This window comes from Priestia megaterium (genome assembly GCF_009497655.1).
Taxonomy (GTDB): domain Bacteria; phylum Bacillota; class Bacilli; order Bacillales; family Bacillaceae_H; genus Priestia; species Priestia zanthoxyli.
The window spans coordinates 4,059,141-4,078,143 of record NZ_CP023317.1 but is presented as its reverse complement, the minus strand read 5'-3'; the positions used below and the strand labels follow the sequence as shown (position 1 = coordinate 4,078,143).

Annotated in this window: 19 protein-coding genes; 16 read left to right on the top strand and 3 right to left on the bottom strand. The window is 38.6% G+C overall.

The annotated features are described in order from the left end of the window. The first annotated feature begins 28 nt into the window (after positions 1-28). Positions 29-523 carry a pantetheine-phosphate adenylyltransferase gene (gene coaD / locus CEQ83_RS20815; protein ID WP_013058982.1) on the top strand — a complete coding sequence of 165 codons (495 nt, stop codon included), beginning with the start codon at positions 29-31 and terminating at the stop codon, positions 521-523. 58 nt (positions 524-581) lie between these two features. Here coaD and ylbJ read toward each other — a convergent pair whose 3' ends face one another. Further along, positions 582-1,790: a sporulation integral membrane protein YlbJ gene (gene ylbJ / locus CEQ83_RS20810; RefSeq protein ID WP_033579758.1), complete on the bottom strand. Its 1,209-nt coding sequence runs from the start codon at positions 1,788-1,790 to the stop codon at positions 582-584. 466 nt (positions 1,791-2,256) lie between these two features. Between ylbJ and CEQ83_RS20805 the strand changes: the two genes are divergently transcribed. Together CEQ83_RS20805 and CEQ83_RS20800 are read left to right on the top strand one after the other, a co-directional pair. Beyond that, the gene (locus CEQ83_RS20805; protein ID WP_028411486.1) at positions 2,257-3,054 is read left to right on the top strand and encodes a patatin-like phospholipase family protein; all 798 of its coding nucleotides are present in this window, start codon (positions 2,257-2,259) and stop codon (positions 3,052-3,054) included. Next, on the top strand, positions 3,044-4,060 hold the full coding sequence (locus CEQ83_RS20800) for a SepM family pheromone-processing serine protease (protein ID WP_308012705.1): 1,017 nt from the start codon (positions 3,044-3,046) through the stop codon (positions 4,058-4,060). The genes CEQ83_RS20805 and CEQ83_RS20800 overlap by 11 nt, the downstream gene beginning before the upstream one ends. Before the next feature lie 27 nt (positions 4,061-4,087). On the opposite strand, the gene CEQ83_RS20795 is transcribed toward CEQ83_RS20800, so the two are convergent. Further along, positions 4,088-5,287, bottom strand: a complete 1,200-nt coding sequence (locus CEQ83_RS20795; protein WP_154973124.1) for a nucleotidyltransferase — start codon at positions 5,285-5,287, stop codon at positions 4,088-4,090. 179 nt (positions 5,288-5,466) lie between these two features. Between CEQ83_RS20795 and CEQ83_RS20790 the strand changes: the two genes are divergently transcribed. The 4 genes from CEQ83_RS20790 (at position 5,467) to CEQ83_RS20775 (ending at position 7,942) form a co-directional block, all read left to right on the top strand. Continuing rightward, positions 5,467-5,985, top strand: a complete 519-nt coding sequence (locus CEQ83_RS20790) for a YceD family protein (protein ID WP_014458367.1) — start codon at positions 5,467-5,469, stop codon at positions 5,983-5,985. Positions 5,986-6,050: 65 nt separating this feature from the next. Continuing rightward, positions 6,051-6,224 carry a 50S ribosomal protein L32 gene (gene rpmF, locus CEQ83_RS20785; protein WP_013058976.1) on the top strand — a complete coding sequence of 58 codons (174 nt, stop codon included), beginning with the start codon at positions 6,051-6,053 and terminating at the stop codon, positions 6,222-6,224. A 169-nt stretch (positions 6,225-6,393) separates the two neighbouring features. Further along, complete coding sequence (locus tag CEQ83_RS20780) at positions 6,394-7,161, top strand: enoyl-CoA hydratase/isomerase family protein (RefSeq protein WP_155017492.1); 768 nt, start codon at positions 6,394-6,396, stop codon at positions 7,159-7,161. A 178-nt stretch (positions 7,162-7,339) separates the two neighbouring features. Beyond that, positions 7,340-7,942: an RsfA family transcriptional regulator gene (locus CEQ83_RS20775; protein WP_028411482.1), complete on the top strand. Its 603-nt coding sequence runs from the start codon at positions 7,340-7,342 to the stop codon at positions 7,940-7,942. A gap of 81 nt (positions 7,943-8,023) precedes the next feature. Here CEQ83_RS20775 and CEQ83_RS20770 read toward each other — a convergent pair whose 3' ends face one another. Continuing rightward, positions 8,024-8,494, bottom strand: coding sequence for an N-acetyltransferase (locus CEQ83_RS20770; RefSeq protein ID WP_013058973.1), 471 nt, complete (start codon positions 8,492-8,494; stop codon positions 8,024-8,026). Positions 8,495-8,807: 313 nt separating this feature from the next. Here CEQ83_RS20770 and CEQ83_RS20765 point away from each other — a divergent pair, with 313 nt between their 5' ends. From CEQ83_RS20765 to CEQ83_RS20725, 9 genes are all read left to right on the top strand, one after another. Further along, positions 8,808-10,160 carry an acetyl-CoA carboxylase biotin carboxylase subunit gene (locus CEQ83_RS20765; RefSeq protein ID WP_033579760.1) on the top strand — a complete coding sequence of 451 codons (1,353 nt, stop codon included), beginning with the start codon at positions 8,808-8,810 and terminating at the stop codon, positions 10,158-10,160. Beyond that, on the top strand, positions 10,157-10,369 hold the full coding sequence (locus CEQ83_RS20760) for a biotin/lipoyl-containing protein (RefSeq protein ID WP_033579761.1): 213 nt from the start codon (positions 10,157-10,159) through the stop codon (positions 10,367-10,369). The genes CEQ83_RS20765 and CEQ83_RS20760 overlap by 4 nt, the downstream gene beginning before the upstream one ends. Positions 10,370-10,388: 19 nt before the next feature. Next, positions 10,389-11,930 carry an acyl-CoA carboxylase subunit beta gene (locus CEQ83_RS20755; protein WP_154973126.1) on the top strand — a complete coding sequence of 514 codons (1,542 nt, stop codon included), beginning with the start codon at positions 10,389-10,391 and terminating at the stop codon, positions 11,928-11,930. Positions 11,931-12,088: 158 nt separating this feature from the next. After that, entirely contained in the window at positions 12,089-12,970 is an 882-nt protein-coding gene (locus CEQ83_RS20750) for a 2-dehydropantoate 2-reductase (protein ID WP_063248566.1), read from the top strand. Position 12,971: 1 nt separating this feature from the next. Continuing rightward, a complete protein-coding gene (locus CEQ83_RS20745) occupies positions 12,972-13,355 on the top strand; it encodes a DUF3397 domain-containing protein (protein WP_013058968.1) in 384 nt (127 codons plus the stop codon). Between the two features lie 90 nt (positions 13,356-13,445). Continuing rightward, positions 13,446-15,071 (top strand): bacillithiol biosynthesis cysteine-adding enzyme BshC, encoded by a 1,626-nt coding sequence (gene bshC, locus CEQ83_RS20740; protein ID WP_155017491.1) that lies wholly within the window; start codon positions 13,446-13,448, stop codon positions 15,069-15,071. A gap of 334 nt (positions 15,072-15,405) precedes the next feature. Continuing rightward, positions 15,406-16,341, top strand: a complete 936-nt coding sequence (rsmH, locus tag CEQ83_RS20735) for a 16S rRNA (cytosine(1402)-N(4))-methyltransferase RsmH (RefSeq protein WP_028411477.1) — start codon at positions 15,406-15,408, stop codon at positions 16,339-16,341. A gap of 33 nt (positions 16,342-16,374) precedes the next feature. Beyond that, positions 16,375-16,734 carry a cell division protein FtsL gene (gene ftsL / locus CEQ83_RS20730; protein ID WP_028410764.1) on the top strand — a complete coding sequence of 120 codons (360 nt, stop codon included), beginning with the start codon at positions 16,375-16,377 and terminating at the stop codon, positions 16,732-16,734. A gap of 5 nt (positions 16,735-16,739) precedes the next feature. Continuing rightward, entirely contained in the window at positions 16,740-18,998 is a 2,259-nt protein-coding gene (locus tag CEQ83_RS20725) for a penicillin-binding protein (RefSeq protein WP_028411476.1), read from the top strand. Positions 18,999-19,003 lie beyond the last annotated feature (5 nt).

Sequence of the window (19,003 nt, the reverse complement as noted above, 5' to 3'; positions counted from 1 at the left end):
AGCTGTTAGATGTAGAAAGGGGATACGTATGGGCAGTATAGCTGTTTGTCCAGGAAGCTTTGATCCAGTTACGAATGGACATTTTGATATTATTAAACGAGGCGCAAATGTATTTGATACGATTTATGTGGTTGTTTTAAATAACTCCTCAAAAAGTCCTCTATTTACAGGGGAAGAGCGAGTAGCTTTGCTGAAAGAAGTAACAAAATCACTTCCTAATGTGGTAGTAGAGTCGTACAGCGGATTATTAATGGAGTATGCAAAAGAAAAGCAGGCAAAGACCATTTTAAGAGGTTTGCGTGCAGTATCAGATTTTGAGTACGAAATGCAAATCACATCTGTAAATCGCGTATTAGATAAAGAAATCGAAACGTTATTTATGATGACAAATAATCAATACTCGTTTTTAAGTTCTAGTATTGTAAAAGAGGTAGCTAAATATGGCGGGAATATTTCTGAATTAGTTCCTCCCCCTGTTAGAGAAGCGCTTGCAGAAAAATTTGAACAGCTGTCTCAAAAATAAGATAAAAAAGAACGTGACGTTTTCTTTGCCGATAAGAAAACGTCACGTTCTTTTTTTACTAGGAACGATGAAGAAACGCTCGTTTTGAATATAGATAAATATAGCAGCACAGCGTAAAAATCGTTAGGAGCGGGCCGTACACGTTTAGCCACTGCGATAGAATCGTAACGGACTCCAAGTGAGAAAAAACCGGCAGTGCTCCTTCAGATGCTTGAAAAGTAGTAATGGATTCCCGAAGAGGACCCCATAGAAAGATAGTGAATACTACCGCAAAACAGCCGTGAAAAATTCGGGCAATAAAAAACGGGAAAAATCGAATATCTGTTTCGGCGAGTATGCTAGCTACTTGTGCTTGAACAGAGAAACCGCTAAAGCCTAATACAAAGCTAACGATGATAATTTGATGAAACAGCAGCGTGTCCGGTGCTTCGCTTGCTAGGCGGCTTCCTAACGTAATTTCAAAAAGCCCCGAAATAAAGGGAAGGCTCAGCTCAGTCCCTATATGACAAAGGGAAAATAAATAAGCTAGACCGCTGCTTAAAACGGCCGTGATATGAGTCACATATAAAAGTTTGTTTAATACAGAAAATAAAATGATAAAACCGCCAATCATTAAGAGAGATTGAACTGCAGAAGTAACCGCATCTCCTAAAAGCTTCCCGATAGGACGCTTATCTTTTAATCGCGTTTTATGCATTTCGTGAAAAGCTAACGATAAAGAAGGTTTTTGAATTACTTGTCCTTTAGGTTTTGCTGATCCATAAAACCGCATCACCAGTCCTACACAAATATTCCCTATGTAATGAGAGAGAGCTAATATGATACCGACAGCTGGATTGTGAAAAAAGCCAACTGCCACAGCTCCAAAAATAAAAATAGGGTTAGATGAGTTAGTAAATGATACGAGTCTTTCAGCTTCAATAGCTGTTAGCTGTTTTTCTTGGCGCAGCCGGGAAGTGATTTTTGCACCTGAAGGAAATCCAGAAGCCATGCCCATTGCTAAAGCAAAACCCCCTACTCCAGGTACTCGGAATAAAGGCCTCATAAACGGCTCTAATAAGATCCCAATGAACTTCACTACGCCAAACCCAATAAGCATTTCTGAAACAATAAAAAAGGGCAGCAGAGAAGGAAAGACGACCTTCCACCATGTGTTGAGACCTCTTACTGAACCTTCTAGCGCTTCTTTTGGATATACAATAAGCGCAATAGCGAGAAGTGTTACGCTCGTCCCGAGCAGAAGTGTTTTCACCATCGATTTATTCAACGAACGATTCATCTCCTTTTCTAAGCTCACGTCATTTTGATAGGAATGAAATGAGGAGTTTTAGGCAAATGTACAAGTTCTTCTATATATCAATATACGAAGCTATGCATCGACTTTATGCCTATGTGTAAGGAGAAAATAAATTCATACTGAATAAAAAGGCGTCTTGTCACATTTGGAAATACAATTCATATACATAAATCAATGCACTTCTAGAATAGTCAAGGAGTAAAAAAACGTATACGCAGCAAGAGAAGAGTAAGAATTTCTTAAAACAACCTTCAGTATAGTATAATGCTTAATAACCACCGTTGATTGAGCAAAACATATCTTTAGCTTCATACAAAATGAACAAATAGAAAATGAAGAATAGTCCTATTGAAGACAGGGCAACAATGATAGAGAAGCTCATCAAAAGTTTTTACATTTTTAGAAGTCTATAAGGTAAAACGAGGGGGCAGGTAAAGTGGAAAGCCCAAAAATAGGAGTTGCGTTAGGCTCAGGTGGAGCTAGAGGTTTTGCACATTTAGGAGTAATCAAAGCGCTAACAGAAAATAACATTCCTATTGATTTTCTAGCTGGCAGCAGCATGGGAGCTTTAGTTGGTGCACTATATGCGTCAGGTATTGAACTGGCAACTCTTTATAAAATGGCGCTAACGTTCAAACGAAAGTATTATTTGGATTTTACCGTGCCAAAAATGGGATTTATTACGGGCAACAGAGTAAAGTCGTTGGTTCGCACTTTTACGCAAAATAGAAACATTGAACAGTTATCTATACCGTTTGCCATTGTAGCGACAGATTTGAAAACAGGAGAGAAAGTGGTATTTAAAAAAGGACCTATCGCTGAAGCGGTGAGAGCAAGTATTTCAATTCCAGGAATCTTTGCTCCCGAAGTAATTGATGGGCGATTGCTTGTAGACGGCGGGGTAGTGGATCGTATTCCTGTATCGGTTGTAAAAGAGATGGGATCTGATATTGTCATTGGAGTCGATGTATCAAAAGCGAAAGTGAATGCAGAAATCAGCTCCATTTTTGATGTGATTATGCAAAGTTTAGATATTTTGCAAGATGAGCTAGTAGCTCATCGAACTATTGCTTCAGACGTTATGATTCGTCCTAATCTCGATACTTTTAGTTCCAGAGCATTTACAAACATTCAAGAAATGATGTCAATTGGTGAACAAGCAGCACATGAGCAGTTGCCTTCTATTCTACAAGCAATTGATCATTGGAAGGAGAACAAAAAAAGTGAAATCTAGAATTAGAATTTTGGTATATTTGGCTGTTATTGCAGTGGTGGCAATGCTTTGTTTTTATCCATTGCCGTACTACATTACAAAGCCTGGAATGGCAGAAGAACTTGCGCCTATTATTAAGGTAGAAGATGGATACCATGAAAAAGGGACGTTTATGCTTACAACTGTAAGAATGGGCAGAGCAACTCCTCTTTCATATGGTCTTGCGAAAATACAGGACTTTCATGAAATTTTCCCTACAAAGCAAATTTTGCAGCAGGGTGAAAGCGATGAAGATTACTCGACAAGGCAATTACATATGATGGATACGTCAAAAAATGCCGCTATTTCAGTAGCATATGAAGCAGCTGGAAAGAGCGTTTCCTACCACAATAAAGGCGTATATGTTACATATGTTGTAGAAAATATGCCTGCACATGGAAAACTTCATGTTGGAGATGTCGTGACAAAAGTAGATGAGAAAAAAATTCAAACTGCTGAGGACTTAATCAACTACGTATCGACTAAAAAAGCAGGAGATTCAGTATCAATTTATGTGAAAAGAGATGGCAAAGAAAGCAAACGTACTCTAAAAGTTAAAGCATTTCCTGACGAGCCGAAACGAGTAGGCCTAGGAATTGCCTTAGAAACGAACCAAGAATTAAAAGTCAAGCCCGATATACATATTGATACTGAAAAAATAGGAGGGCCTTCAGCGGGACTGATGTTCTCACTTGAAATCTATAATCAGCTTGTTAAAGAGGACATGACAAAAGGCCACCGCGTTGCAGGTACAGGGACTATCAATGATAAAGGAGAGGTAGGACCAATCGGAGGTATTTCACAAAAGATTGTAGCCGCAGATAAAGAAGGAGCAGAGATTTTCTTTGCACCAAATGAAAAAGGGGCTGCTGGCTCTAACTACCGAGAAGCAGTGAAGACAGCCAAAAAAATAAACAGTGATATGAAAATTGTACCCGTAGATTCATTTTCGGATGCCGTAACCTATTTAGAAAAGCTGAAACCATAAAAAAATCGTCTCTTGCAGACGATTTTTTTATGGCCAAATGATAGGAGGCTGCGTATATTCTTGTTTCATAAACTGAGAGCGCAGAGGCTCCTGAAACGGCATACTATAAACATGTGTCGCTTTAATATCGGTATCAATTTCTTTCAGTTTACATTGCGATACAGTGGATACAATAGGAAGGGACAGCTTTTTCTTAATTGTTTTTAAATAGGCTTGTCCGGTCTTTGACATTCCCAATAAGCGAATATAAGGATCAGCTTGTTGCATCTCACTTTTTGTTGTATTGGTTAAAAGGTGAACGCACATGCGCTGTAAACGGGTTCTCGTATATCGCTTCGTTTTAACATTTGTTAAAAAATCTTCAAATGAAGTAGATGAAGAAATATAAGATAGCAGTCGATGTTCAATACCTTCTTCTATTTCATAAATACGCTGTAAGTCATAAAGTGGAGTAGTTAATAGTTTGTATTTCAAAAATGGGAAATAGTGCTCCCAATGATGAAACTGTCCGTGTGCTTGTTTGTAAGCTGCTAATTCGTTTGCTGTACTAACTGGCATATGCTTGCCCAGGTCCCCATGGCTGCTGCTGTCAAAAATAGCTTTACGTATGCTTGTAGCGCTTGAAATAAAAGAGGAAGACAGGGAATCATCGTGATAATGTGATTGAATTCGAGTGATTGTATATGGTTTAATAGATGCATGCTGTTTTTTTATGGCAGCTACATAGCTCATTCCAAGCACATTATTTGGCTGAGATAGATCAATAGGAGCCTCCGTGAAAAGCTGTAAGAAAGCATTGGAAGCTGATTTTGGATAACTGTTTCCTTTTTTCATCTCTTGTTGAATTAAAGCGGATAGTTCTGATTCATGAGCTTCGAGCAAATCAGCGGTGCGGGTAAATGAGTCAATATTGCCATTTTCGCTGCCAAAGCATACAAAGTCAGCGTGAAGGGATTCCAAAATAGAAATAGCGCCGCTTGCGAATGTTTCAGCTTTTTGAGTAGAAAAAGCATAGGGTAATTCAACGACTAAGTCTGCACCAGCGGCTAAAGCCATTCTTGTGCGGGACCATTTCGATACAAGAGCAGGCTCTCCGCGCTGCAAAAAGTGCCCGCTCATCACAGCAATCACACAATCTGCTCCGGTTTGTTGTTTGGCTTGCTGCAAATGATAAGCGTGTCCGTTATGAAAAGGATTATATTCGACAATTATTCCAACTGCTTGCATAATGTCTCCTTTTAATTTATTATTTTTAGTCTAGCTCTTTGTTTTAAAAACATTTTTTTATGAAAGTAAGAAATTTTTACAAAAAAGCATATTTAAGTACATTATAGTGTAAAGAAAAAATATTGACAAATAATCTTGTGAAAGCTATAATAACCTTTGTTGCCTTGAGGTGATTAACAATGAAATGGACAATACATCAATTGTATCAGTTGCAAAATAAAGGTCTAACATTTGACGAAGTGATTGACGGCAAAGAGTTTATGAATGCTGATCCTCAAATTCGTAGAATGTCAGATGTAAACGTGAAAGGAAGAGCCGACATTAGCTCTTCGAAAGTAACGTTTCACCTTAAAATTTCAGGAGAAATGACGTTGCCTTGTGCTCGTACATTAGTTGACGTTCCGTATCCGTTTGAAATTAACGCAACTGAAACGTTTTTATTGAATGTGAATGCTGATTATGAAGAAGATGCTGAAGTACGCATTGTAGAGGGAGAAACGGTTGATTTACAACCTTTGATTCAAGAGTTAATTATTGTTGAAATTCCTCTGCAGGTATTTAGTGAAAATCAGCAAGCGGCAGGAGCAGCTCCACAGTCAGGAAAAGACTGGGAAGTTGTTACCGAAGAAGAACAGCAGGAAAAAGTAGATCCCCGCTTAGCCGTACTCGAAAATTTCTTTAAAGACAAAAAGAAATAAAAATGCGAAGATCCGGCTTTCGGGCCTTCATATGATTTTAAAATTCTTTTAAGGAGGTGGGAATAATGGCTGTACCTTTTAGAAGAACATCTAAAATGAAGAAAAGAACGCGTCGTACGCACTTTAAATTACAAGTTCCTGGTATGGTAGAGTGCCCAAATTGTGGTGAAATGAAACTATCACACCGCGTATGTAAAGCTTGTGGTACTTACAAAGGAAATGACGTAGTAAGCAAATAATTGCTTATTTAAATAAAAGACCCTCTTAAAGGGTCTTTTATTTTTTTTGCCTTTTTTCCTTCTCTGCCCTTTGGAAGAGAAGGATTTTTCTTATAGAACAAGAACTCTTTTTAAATAAACAATTACTGTTGTAAAAGGATTCATACCTTGTTCATAAGGAGGAAAAAGCATGAAAAAAAGCGAGCTGTTTACTACAAGCCAAGGCATTGCTACATTTGTGATTAATCGCCCTGAAAAGCGTAATGCTATTGATTATGATGTGATGAATGAACTGCAGCAAGCTGTAGATTATGTGAAACATAATCAGTTAGTAAAAGCTTTTGTAATTACAGGTGCTGGTTCAGACGCATTTTGCAGTGGAGGAGATTTAAGCGTATTTCATGAGCTAAAGACTTCGAAAGAGGCGTCTCAAATGTTAACGAAAATGGGGAGAATTCTTTATGAAATTTTAACGCTCCCAAAACCAACAGTTGCCCTTTTGAATGGAACATCGGTTGGGGGGGGATGTGAGCTTGCGATTGCATGTGACTTCCGTATAAGTGCAACACATAGCGAAATGGGCTTTATTCAAGGGAATTTAGGAATTACAACAGGCTGGGGAGGCGGAACCATTCTTCTTGAAAAGCTGCGGTATCAAGAAGCGATGGAAATGATCTACAGTGCTCAGCTGTATGGAGTAGAACGAGCAAAGCAAATTGGATTTCTTTCCTATGTTACGTCGTTTAAAGAGCTAACTATGAGGTGTGAGGAGTGGTTAGCTCCTATTACTCATAAATCGACCCAAGTATTGCAAGCTTACAAAGAAATCGCTATTGAGAAATGGGAGCAAAGCCAGGTTTGGAATCGAATGGAACAAGAAATTCATCGCTGTTCGATATTGTGGGAATCGCCTGAGCATGAAGAAGCGGTTCAAAAGGTCATCGTTAAAAAAACATAGTTATGAACTGCATTTCCATAGCAATATAGTTAATAAGCAAAAGATGAAAGAATCACGGGTTTCCCATTTTGCTTCAAAGTATATGAAAGATTTTCTTGATTGAGAAGAGGAACAATAGTCTATCTTATCTAGTAGGTGCATATTCATTTAATAAGTACGGATAAGGAGGGATAGAAAAATGACTTCTTCTCGTCAAGATGCATGGACTCATGATGAAGATTTATTACTCGCAGAAATTGTACTGCGTCATATACGTGAAGGTGGCACTCAGCTAGCTGCATTTGAAGAAGTGGGGAAGAAACTTACACGAACATCAGCAGCTTGTGGCTTCCGCTGGAATTCTTTTGTGCGCAAACAATACAAGACTGGTATTGACCTTGCGAAAAAACAGAGAAAAGAATTAAAAGCAAGAACTGTTTCAAAAGACGACGAGCAGCCTGCACGCTTATCATATATGGAAGCAGAGAAACATATTTCGCTTAATGAGGTAATTAAGTATTTAGAAAATGTAGATCAAGGGCAAAAACACTCGTCGGAGCTTCTCGAAGCTAATGAAGAACTGCAGCAAAAGATTGAACGTTTACAAGAGAAAGTAACGATTTTGGAAAAAGAAAAAAAAGCTTTGCAAAACAATTTGTTAATTGTGGAAGATGACTATAAAGCTCTTATTGAAATTATGGAGAGGGCTCGTAAAATGGTTGTATTAAAAGAGGATGAAAAAAGTAGAAAAGTGAAATTTCAAGTGGATAAAAATTTAAATTTAGAAAAAGTTCAAAAGTAAAGCGATAGCTTGAATGCTCCCTACTTCATGTTAATCATATATACCACATAGATATAAAATAAACAGCTGGAAATCAGCTGTTTATTTTTGTTCGCTTACACCGTTTGGTAGCCAAATAAGAGGGTTTTCTCCCAAATCACGATCGATATCATACGTTACAGGTACGAACCCCATTTTTGACCAAAAATCACTCGATTTTACTCGCGGGCTTGTTTTGATAGGTAATTGAAAGGATTTGGCATATTCAACGAGCGTTTGACCTAATCCTTTGCGCTGAAAATCGCTGAGCACTTCAAGTTTCCACACTTCAATATACGTTTGAGGCGGCTCGAAATATTGATCGTACTGTTTGTTTCGTTTATAGAGACTCATGCGAGCCACTAAGCTATTTCCAAAATAAATGCCGTAAAACGGAGAATTTATTTCATTATCGGAAATCTTGGCATGTAATTCTTCTAGCATTGAAAGTTCTTGAATGCCATATTCTTTGAATTTCTTGAACTCTTCTAGCGTTTTAAAATTAATTTTTAAATGCTTCACTTCGTAATTCATCCCATATCCCCCTTGTTATGTCTCCTTGCTAGATGAACGAACTGGATTGGTTCGTTCATCTAATATTATATAACAAAAATACAAAATATTCTGTTTTCGTGATTGGTGAACGAATATTCAATGCGCACAAAGAAAAATGAATTCTTTCGGTTAAATACGAAGAATACATTACTATAAACATCACTTTTTAGAAAGGAGGCAAAAGGGAAACAGAATTCAAATAGAAAGCGTTTTCAAAAATTGTAGAGGAGTTTTAAAATTATTGTAGAATTATATGGGGGAAAGTAGAAATTTGAGGAAAGGGGAGAGAAAGGTGAAAAAAATACTGATTGCAAATCGAGGAGAAATTGCTCTTCGTATTATTCATACATGCAAACAAATGGGCATTGAAACGGTGGCTGTCTATTCCGATGCAGATGCAGAACTTCCTTATGTTCAAGCGGCTACAAAAGCACGTCGAATTGGAGAGCCTCCTGTGCAAAAGTCATATTTGAATGTGGAAGAGCTGCTTAGAATTAGTCATGAAGAAAAAGTAGACGCCATTCATCCTGGATATGGATTTTTATCGGAAAATAGTGCATTTGCTAAAAGAGCGATTGATGAAGGTTTTTGTTTTATCGGTCCTTCTCCCGAAATCATTTCGATGATGGGCGACAAAATTGCTGCCCGCGCTGCGATGAAAGAAGCGGGTGTACCTGTTGTCCCCGGCAGCGAAGGTGATGTGACGTCGGTTGAAGAGGCTTGTAAAGTAGCGGGGGTAATTGGATATCCCGTTATGTTAAAAGCAAGCGGAGGCGGCGGAGGAATTGGGATGGTGCGCTGCGATAACGAAGAAGCAGTAAAACAGGTATATGCCTCAACAAAAGCAAGAGCAAAAGCATATTTTGGTCATGAAGGAATGTTTATTGAAAAGCTTATCACAAACGCAAAACATATCGAGGTACAGGTCTTTGGAGATCAGCATGGTAATGTCGTTCATCTTTTTGAACGCGATTGTTCTGTACAAAGAAGAAATCAAAAAGTGATTGAAGAAGCCCCTGCGCTTTCTTTAAAAGAAAGTACGCGACAAGCCATGCAAAACCAAGCCGTTCAAGCGGCTAAAGCAATCGGCTATTATAATGCGGGTACGGTGGAGTTTATCGTGGATGAAGACGAAAATTTTTATTTTCTTGAAATGAACACGCGGCTGCAAGTTGAGCATCCGATCACCGAGCAAATTGCAGGGGTCGATTTAGTTAAGTGGCAGATCTTAGCTGCGCGCGGTGAAAAGCTTCCTCGTATGCAAGAGGAAATAGCAGCAAATAACTACGCCATTGAATTTCGAATTTATGCAGAAGATCCGTTTACTTTTTTACCGGCTCCGGGGAAAATTACGGGTTATCACTTGCCGGAGCGAACCTACGCGCGCGTAGATAGCGGCTACAGTGATATGAATGCGGTTACACCTTTTTATGATCCAATGATTGCAAAGGTTATCATTACTGGTCGTACGCGTTCAAATGCAATTGAACTAGCTAAATCATATTTTACAGAAGCTGTTGTAGAGGGAATCAAAACAAATATTCCTCTATTTAAGCAGTTGTTAAATGAAGAGTTATATGAAAAGGGCACCTATAACACATCGTTATTATCAACAGTATTAAATAAAGGAGGAGCACCACAATGAGTGAAATCAAAGCGACAATGGCAGGCATGGTATTTAATGTGTTTGTTCAGCAAGGAGCAAGTGTAACTAAAGGAGAAGTTGTTGTTGTATTAGAATCTATGAAAATGGAAATTCCTATTGAAAGCGATCAAGCTGGTATTGCAGAGACTGTCCATATAGCCGTGGGGGATTTTGTGAACGAAGGCGACGTTTTGGTGACTATTTCATAACTCATAAAGGGGAGATATCATGATACATACAGGTGAATCTCAGAAAAAATATGATGAAAATCGTCAAAAAGTAGAGCGTGGCAACGCCGAGAAGTATAAAGAGAAACTTGCAAAACAACAGAAGCTTTTTGTAAGAGATCGTTTAGCCCTTTTATTCGATGACGGGAAATATGAAGAAGACGGCATGTTTGCAAATAATAAAGCCGAAGGGTTGCCGGCAGACGGTGTTGTAACTGCGATTGGAAAAGTAAACGGTGAAACGGTTTGTGTAATGGCTAATGATTCTACTGTAAAAGCAGGGTCTTGGGGAGCTAGAACAGTAGAAAAAATTATTCGGATTCAAGAAGTTGCAGAAAAACTGCATGTGCCTTTACTGTACCTAGTGGATTCTGCTGGAGCGCGTATTACGGATCAATTAGATATGTTTCCAAACCGCCGAGGAGCTGGAAGGATCTTTCACAATCAAGTAAAACTTTCCGGCGTCATTCCTCAAATTTGTTTGCTTTTCGGTCCGTCAGCAGCTGGAGGGGCTTATATCCCTGCATTTTGTGATATTGTTGTGATGGTAGATGGAAACGCTTCTATGTACTTAGGGTCGCCGCGTATGGCCGAAGCCGTTATTGGAGAAAAGGTTACGCTAGAAGAAATGGGAGGAGCGCATATGCACTGCAGCGTTAGCGGGTGCGGGGATGTGCTGGCTTATTCTGAAGAAGAAGCTATTTCGTATGCCAAATCTTATTTAACGTACTTTCCACAAAACTATCAAGAAAAGCCTAAAGTACAAAAAGCTAAAGAGCCTAAGCAGACAAAAGATTTAGTAGAACTAATTCCGGAGAATCAAAATGTTCCATTTGATATCTATGAAGCAATTGATACCCTTATTGACGAGGGGAGCTTTTTTGAAATAAAAAAACTGTTTGCCGCCGAATTGGTAACAGGGCTTGCACGAATAGATGGAAAAGTAGTAGGGATTGTTGCTAATCAGCCAAAAGTTAAAGGGGGAGTGCTGTTTGTAGATTCAGCAGATAAAGGCGCAAAATTTATTCAATTGTGCGATGCATTCCATATTCCTTTGCTGTTTTTAGCTGACGTGCCTGGATTTATGATTGGAACCAAAGTAGAAAGAGCTGGCATCATTAGACATGGAGCCAAATTAATTGCAGCGATGAGTTCAGCTACAGTTCCTAAAATTTCCGTAGTCATGCGTAAAGCTTATGGCGCAGGGCTTTACGCTATGGCTGGTCCGGCTTTTGAACCAGATTGCTGCATTGCATTGCCTACTGCTCAAATTGCCGTAATGGGTCCTGAAGCTGCAGTAAATGCCGTCTATTCTAATAAAATTAATGAAATTGAAGATCCGAAAGAGCGGTTCATGTTTGTTAAACAGAAACAGCAAGAGTATAAAGAACACATCGATATCTATACGCTGGCATCTGAACTTATTATTGACGACATCGTTCCTGCTAACGAACTGCGTCGAACGTTAATTGACCGCTTTCGATTATATGAAACAAAGAATGTGACCTTTAGCCGTCGTAAACATCCGGTGTATCCCGTATAATAGAAAAAAACGGGATCACTCTAAATAATTTACAATAAGCCCGGTGATTTTTAATCACACGGGCTATATGAATAGGTAAAATTTAAAGAATGCATTTAATTCAAAGCATTTTTTTGCTAAAATGAAACTCAATAATAGAAAGAGGAACAAAAAATACGATGAAAACTATAGGTATTATTGGAGGCGGATCATTAGGTCTGTTGTTTAGCGCGTATTTATCAGATTGTTATGATGTAACCTTGTACACGAAAACACCAACTCAAGCAAAGTGTATTAACGAAAATGGAATTACCTTACATAGACAAGGGGAACATCACACGAAAAAAGTCAGTGCTATCCCTCTGGAAAAAAACATAAAAGAAGCAGATTTAATCATTATTACTGTAAAACAGTATCATTTAAAAGAGATTATTCCTTTTATTAAAACCCTTACTATACATACTCCCCTTTTGTTTATCCAAAACGGTATGAGCCATATTGAAATTCTCAAAAACCTCCCGCAGCGCACTCTCTATTTGGGTACAGTTGAACATGGGGCAATGCGTACAAATATGGATAGCGTCCATCATACAGGAATAGGAACAACCCGTATTGCTTCGTACAGAGGAGAAATGGAGTCTATCTTACCGATTGTGAATTTTCCTTGGGTAATTGAAAAAGATTGGTATGCGATGCTGGTGAAGAAATTAGTTGTAAATGCGCTCATTAATCCTCTTACGGCACTGTATCGCGTGAAAAATGGGCAGCTGATTCACAACAGCTACTTTTATAAAACGATGCGTCTATTGTATGAAGAGATTGCAGATGTGTTAAAACTGGATTCAGCTTTTAATTATTGGGAAAATGCGATGGGGGTTTGTTCGCGCACGAGTACAAATCAATCTTCTATGCTAAAAGATATACAGGAGGGGCGGCAAACCGAGATTGATGCTATCTTAGGTTATATCCAAACACAAGCTGCTGAAAAAAGAACGTCGACGCCTATTGTTGACTTTTTATATAGGTCAATAAAAGGAATCGAAGAAGAAAAGGGTGAGTAACATGGGAAGTTTTATTGCTGGCGTTTTTGCGACGTTTGTCACTCTGCCGCTCGTCGGTTTTTTTATTCTATACATGCTTTTACGCAAACTGACGAAAAATAAAAGGAAATCTGTCCACATAGCAACGTACATTACTACGGTTTTTCTTATTTTGTCCGTGCATTATGCAGCTGTGGAAATTTTTGGGCACTCTTTTTTGTGGTTGATTGCGTTAGTCCTTTTAGTTGTGGCAATGATTATGATGTTTGTACATTGGAAAGTCAAACATGACTTAGAAATGAAGCTTATTGCGAAAGGGTTCTTTCGAATGAATTTCGTTTTGTTTCTTATTGCACATATTGTGTTAAATATAGGTGGAATCGCTTTTCGTATTTCCTCTCTGTAAAGCATGTTACTAGACGTGAGCAGTTACATTATGGATAATGAAGCTATATGTAGAGAATATAAGTATTAGGAAAAGAAAGGAAGTTCTTTCATGGAGATTACAGACGTCTCTTTAAAGGCGGGAAACAAACTAACGAACGATTACATAAAAGGTGAAAAGCAAGCACTTTCCTTTTTTCATTATAATATACACGAAAAAGACGTATATGAAAAACGTTTAGCGGACGTTCAAAAGCAGTCTTATCCAAGAGAACAGCTTGCTGAGTATCTGCTTGATTTTAATAAGCGCTACGGAGCATCTTCTAAGACGATTGAAAATATTGAAAAGCTAAAAGATCCTAACAGCGTAGTGGTCGTTGGAGGTCAGCAAGCGGGGCTGCTTACGGGTCCTTTGTACACCATTCATAAAGTGATTTCAATTGTGCTGCTAGCTAAACAACAAGAGGCAGCTCTAAACGTGCCCGTGCTTCCGGTATTTTGGATTGCTGGAGAAGATCATGATTTTGCTGAGATCAACCATGTATACACAGAGCATAAAAACCAGCTTTTAAAGAAAACGTTAAAGCATTCTTTAAAGAAAAAGCAAATGGTTTCTCAAATCGAATTAGATCAGGAAGCCTGTAGAAGCTGGGTTCGTGATGTTTTTCAAACGTTTAACGAAACGGCGCATACAAATCAGGTGTTACACTTTGTTTTAGAGGCGTTAGATAAATCACGTACCTATGTCGATTTCTTTGCTCATTTGGTTACCACATTGTTTGCAGAGTCAGGTCTTATTTTAATGGATGCAGCTTCTAAAGAAGTGCGCAGCATTGAATCTTCTTTCTTTGTGACGTTAATTGAACAAAATGACAAATTATCGTCAGCCGTTATGGAACAGCAAACAGAGATTCAAAAACAATACGGACGAATGATTGAAGTGGGAGAAGAAACGGCTCATCTCTTTTATTCACACAACGAAAACAGAGTACTTTTAGAAAGAGACGCAGAGCAAGAGCAGTTTGTTGGAAAGCAAAATGAACTCGCGCTGTCTAAAGAAGAGCTGGTTCAAATTGCTAAACAAACGCCAGAGCTTCTTAGTAATAACGTTGTGACTAGACCCCTTATGCAGGAGTACTTACTTCCTACCCTTGCGTTTATTGCAGGTCCAGGGGAAGTAGCGTATTGGGCAGAGCTTGAAAAAGCATTTTCTTTATTTAGCTTTAAAATGCCTCCCGTGGTTCCGAGGTTATCCTATGCAATCGTAGAAAGACATATCGAGAAGTATATGGATGAACTTCAGTTAGACCTTTCGAATGTCATTAACAAAGGCGTAGATGCAGAGAGGGAGCACTGGCTTAAGACAGAAGTTCACAACCCGTACGAAATGTATTTTGAAAAAGCGAAAGAAGATTTTGAAAAAATTCATAAAACTCTTCGTGAAAATATTCAAAAAGAAGACAAAACATTTGATGAAGTCATGCTTAAAAATCGAGCGATTATTCAAAAGCAGTTTGAAACCATTCAAAAGATTGTCGAATCCAAACAGCTCATTAAGCACGATGTGAAGCATTCAAAATATGCTCAAATTGAACTTGCTCTTCGTCCCTACAATGCTCCACAAGAACGCATGTGGAATATTATGTATTATTTAAACGGCTATGGTATGCAATTTGTGTCAGATTTACTAAGTGCTGAAGTCGAATTAAATCACCAGTTAAAAGTCTGCTATGTCTAATAAAATCCTGCTGAAAAGCAGGATTTTTATTTTGGAAAAGAGAACAAGTTTACAAGGTGAATGTCAGCCAATTGAATCCTTATAAGGTATTTATTTCTAATTACGCAAAAAAACCTTATATTCCTTACATTTTATTCTACGAATATGTCCTACTTTTAACAAAATGACACTATTTGTGACAAAAAGACAAAATTCTACTTAATTCTTATATAAATAGCTGAAATAATGTTGAACTTTGATATATAATATAAACGTGTATATATATCAAAGAAAAACACCGTTTTTTGCTTTTTGTATACATAACTAAGTAGTTTAGAAAGAAGTAGGTGTCATAATGTTTAATCACACAACTGTTTTGCTTAAAGAAGCAGCGGAAGGCTTAAATATTAAGCCGGATGGAGTATATGTCGACTGCACGCTTGGCGGAGCAGGTCATAGTGAATATATCGTAAAACAGCTATCAGAAAAAGGGAAATTAATTGCGTTTGATCAAGACGATGTTGCTCTTGAAAATGCAAAAGAAAAATTAGCCCCGTATCTAGACAGAGTTATTCTAATCAAAAGTAATTTTCGCTATTTAAAAGAGCAGCTAATGAAACATGGAATTGAAGAAGTAGATGGAGTATTGTTTGACCTAGGCGTCTCGTCTCCTCAGTTGGATACACCAGAGCGAGGGTTCAGCTTTCATCATGAGGCCCCGCTTGATATGCGCATGGATCAAAACTCAAAGTTTTCTGCGTACAACGTAGTAAATGAATGGCCTTATGAAAAACTTGTAAAAATCTTTTTCCAATACGGAGAAGAAAAGTTTTCGAAACAAATTGCCCGCAAGATTGAAGCATATCGAGAGTCTAAACCAATTGAAACAACGCTAGAGCTGGTTGATCTTATTAAAGATGGTATTCCAGCACCAGCTAGACGAACGGGCGGACATCCGGCAAAACGGATTTTCCAGGCTATTCGCATTGCTGTAAATGATGAGCTTCAAGTATTTGAAGATGCAATTGAACAGGCCATGGATGTAATCAAAAAAGGTGGACGTGTAAGTGTTATTACCTTCCATTCACTTGAAGACCGAATTTGTAAAGTAGCGTTTAAAAATGCAAGCACGGTTCCGCAGCTTCCTCATGGACTGCCGGTTATTCCAGAAGAATTTAAACCTAAAATGAAAGTCATCACAAGAAAACCTATTTTACCTTCAGAAGAAGAGGTAGAAGAAAATAAGCGCGCGCGTTCGGCAAAGCTTCGAATTGTTGAGAAATTAGTCTAATAAAAGGGTTTAATCAAAGAGGAGGGGACGAGAATGAACAATGCAGCATACAAAGTAAGAGAGCAAGACCAGCAGCAGAAGCAGCAAAAGACGGTACGTCAAGTTGTTCGAAAGACAAAAAGAAAAATCACGGTTGGTGAAAAAATTGTGTATTCTGGGTTTGTCGCACTCATGCTGTTTGGGTCTGTGCAAATCATTTCAAATCAATCTTCGCTTTATAGCATCAGTGAAGAAGTGCAATCACTCGATGGAAAGATTGACAAGCAAGAAGCAAAAAACAATGAGTTAAAATTACAGGTAACAGAGTTAAGTGCATACGATCGTATTTGGACAAAAGCAAAAGAACTTGGACTAAAATTGAATGAAAATAACGTAAAAGTCGTTAACGATTAATTGCGATGACTACGCCAAGAAAAAATAGCAATATTAGTACAGGAGCAGCAATATTAATTTTAATATTTGCATTGCTCTTTTTTGTATTAGCCATCAGGTTCTTTTACATCCAAGCGACGGGCAAAGCAGACGGAGAAGCTTTAGCCGAAATTGCACAAAAACAGCATACGCGAACGTCTAAAATTGAAGGACAGCGCGGTACGATTTACGATCGAAATGGAGAAGCAATCGCCCAAGACACGGGTGCTTATACGGTTGTGGCGATTTTAGATAAAAAACAAACAAAAGATAAAGATCACCCGCAACATGTGGTAGACCCAGAAAAGACGGCTCAAAAATTAGCCCCGTTGTTGAAGATGGACGAATCGAAAATTGAAAGCATGTTAACAAGAGGAATTAAACGTGGTACCTTCCAAGTAGAACTTGGCCCAGGCGGACGTGATATTGATAACGTGCTAAAGCAAAAAATTGAGAAGCTAAATCTCCCGGGCATCACGTTTTTACGCGATTCGAAGCGCTTCTATCCAAACGGTGTATTTGCCTCAAGTATTTTAGGATATGCACAAAAAGATGATACGGGTAAAATCGTAGGGAAAATGGGAATTGAAAAAGTATTTGATAAGCAGCTTTCTGAAGAAGATGGATATGTAAAATACGAAGCTGCTAAAAACGGAATTAAGCTTCCGGATCCAAAAGAGTCAATTGTAGCTCCTAAAAACGGAGACAGCGTTACGCTTACGATTGATGAAAAAATTCAAACGTTTTTAGAGGATGCGATGACAGCTGCTGCTAAAGAATATAAACCAGAAGAGCTAATGGCAACGGTAGTGAATCCGAAAACCGGTGAAATTTTGGCGATGTCAAACCGACCTTCATTTGATCCAAATATTCGTGATATCACTTCTTATCGCAATCCGTTTGTTGAAAACAGCTATGAGCTTGGTTCAACGATGAAAATCTTTACGCTAGCAGCCGCGATTGATGCAGGCGTTTATAACGGCGAAGACCGCTATCAGTCGGGATCTTATAAAGTAACGAAAAACAGCGTTCCGATTAACGATCACAACGGCGGAGTCGGCTGGGGAGCTATTACATTTAATGAAGGAATTCAAAGGTCTTCAAATGTAGCGGTTGCCATTTTAGCCAACGAAAAATTAGGTACCGACCGTTTGTATAAATACTTGGACAAGTTTGGCTTTATGGATAAGACGGGAATTGACTTGCCAAATGAAGCTTCTAGCAAGTTAGTGACGAAGTACCCGAGAGACCGCGTAACCACTGCGTTTGGACAGGCGTCTGCTTTTACGCCTATTCAAGAAATTCAAGCGGCTACTGCGATTGCAAATGACGGGAAAATGATGAAGCCTTACGTGATTAAACAAGTAGTCGATGAAACAAATAAGAAAACAATTAAGAAAACAAAACCTACCGTAGTAGGCCAGCCTATTTCTAAAAAAGCAGCGAACGAAACGCTAGGTATTTTAGAAACCGTTGTTTCTTCTGATGATGGAACAGGCAAACCTTACGCGATTGAAGGATACGATGTCGCTGGAAAGACGGGAACAGCTCAAATTCCTGGGCCTACCGGAGGTTACCTGCATGGACACGGGAAAAATTTCATTTCCTTTATGGGCTTTGCACCTGCTAAGGATCCAAAGCTCCTTGTCTATGTAGCCGTTAAAAATCCAACTCTCACGCCTCAAGAAACGGGTACTGCGCCGCTTACAGCTGTATTTAATCCGGTGATGAAAAATAGTCTGCAGTATTTAGGAGTGGAGCCTCAAAAAACGGATGAAGACGGAAAAGAAACGAAAGAAAAGAAAGTGGATTCAGAAATCAAGCTTAAATCTTACGTTAATGAATCAGTTGATAGTACCGTGAAAGACTTAAAACAAAAAGGGCTTGTTCCTGTTGTAATAGGTAAAGGAGATACGGTAGAAAGCCAATCACCGACTTCTGATACCATTGTCACTGGTCAACGCGTGTTCATTAAGACAAACGGAAAAGCCACAATGCCTGATTTAACAGGTTTTTCACATCGTGACGTTATTCGCTTTAGTGAATTTGTCAACGTTCGACCTAGCGCACTTGAAAATGGTTATGTTGTAAGTCAAAGTATTAAAGCAGGAGATCCGCTAAAAGCAGGAACGTACCTGAAAGTGGAACTTGAAACGCCTAAAGAATTTTCAAGCACGTTAAATAAGCTAAAAGAAACGGAAAAAAGTGAATCTGACAGTAAAAAAGACGATAAGCAACTTGACTAGAAAAT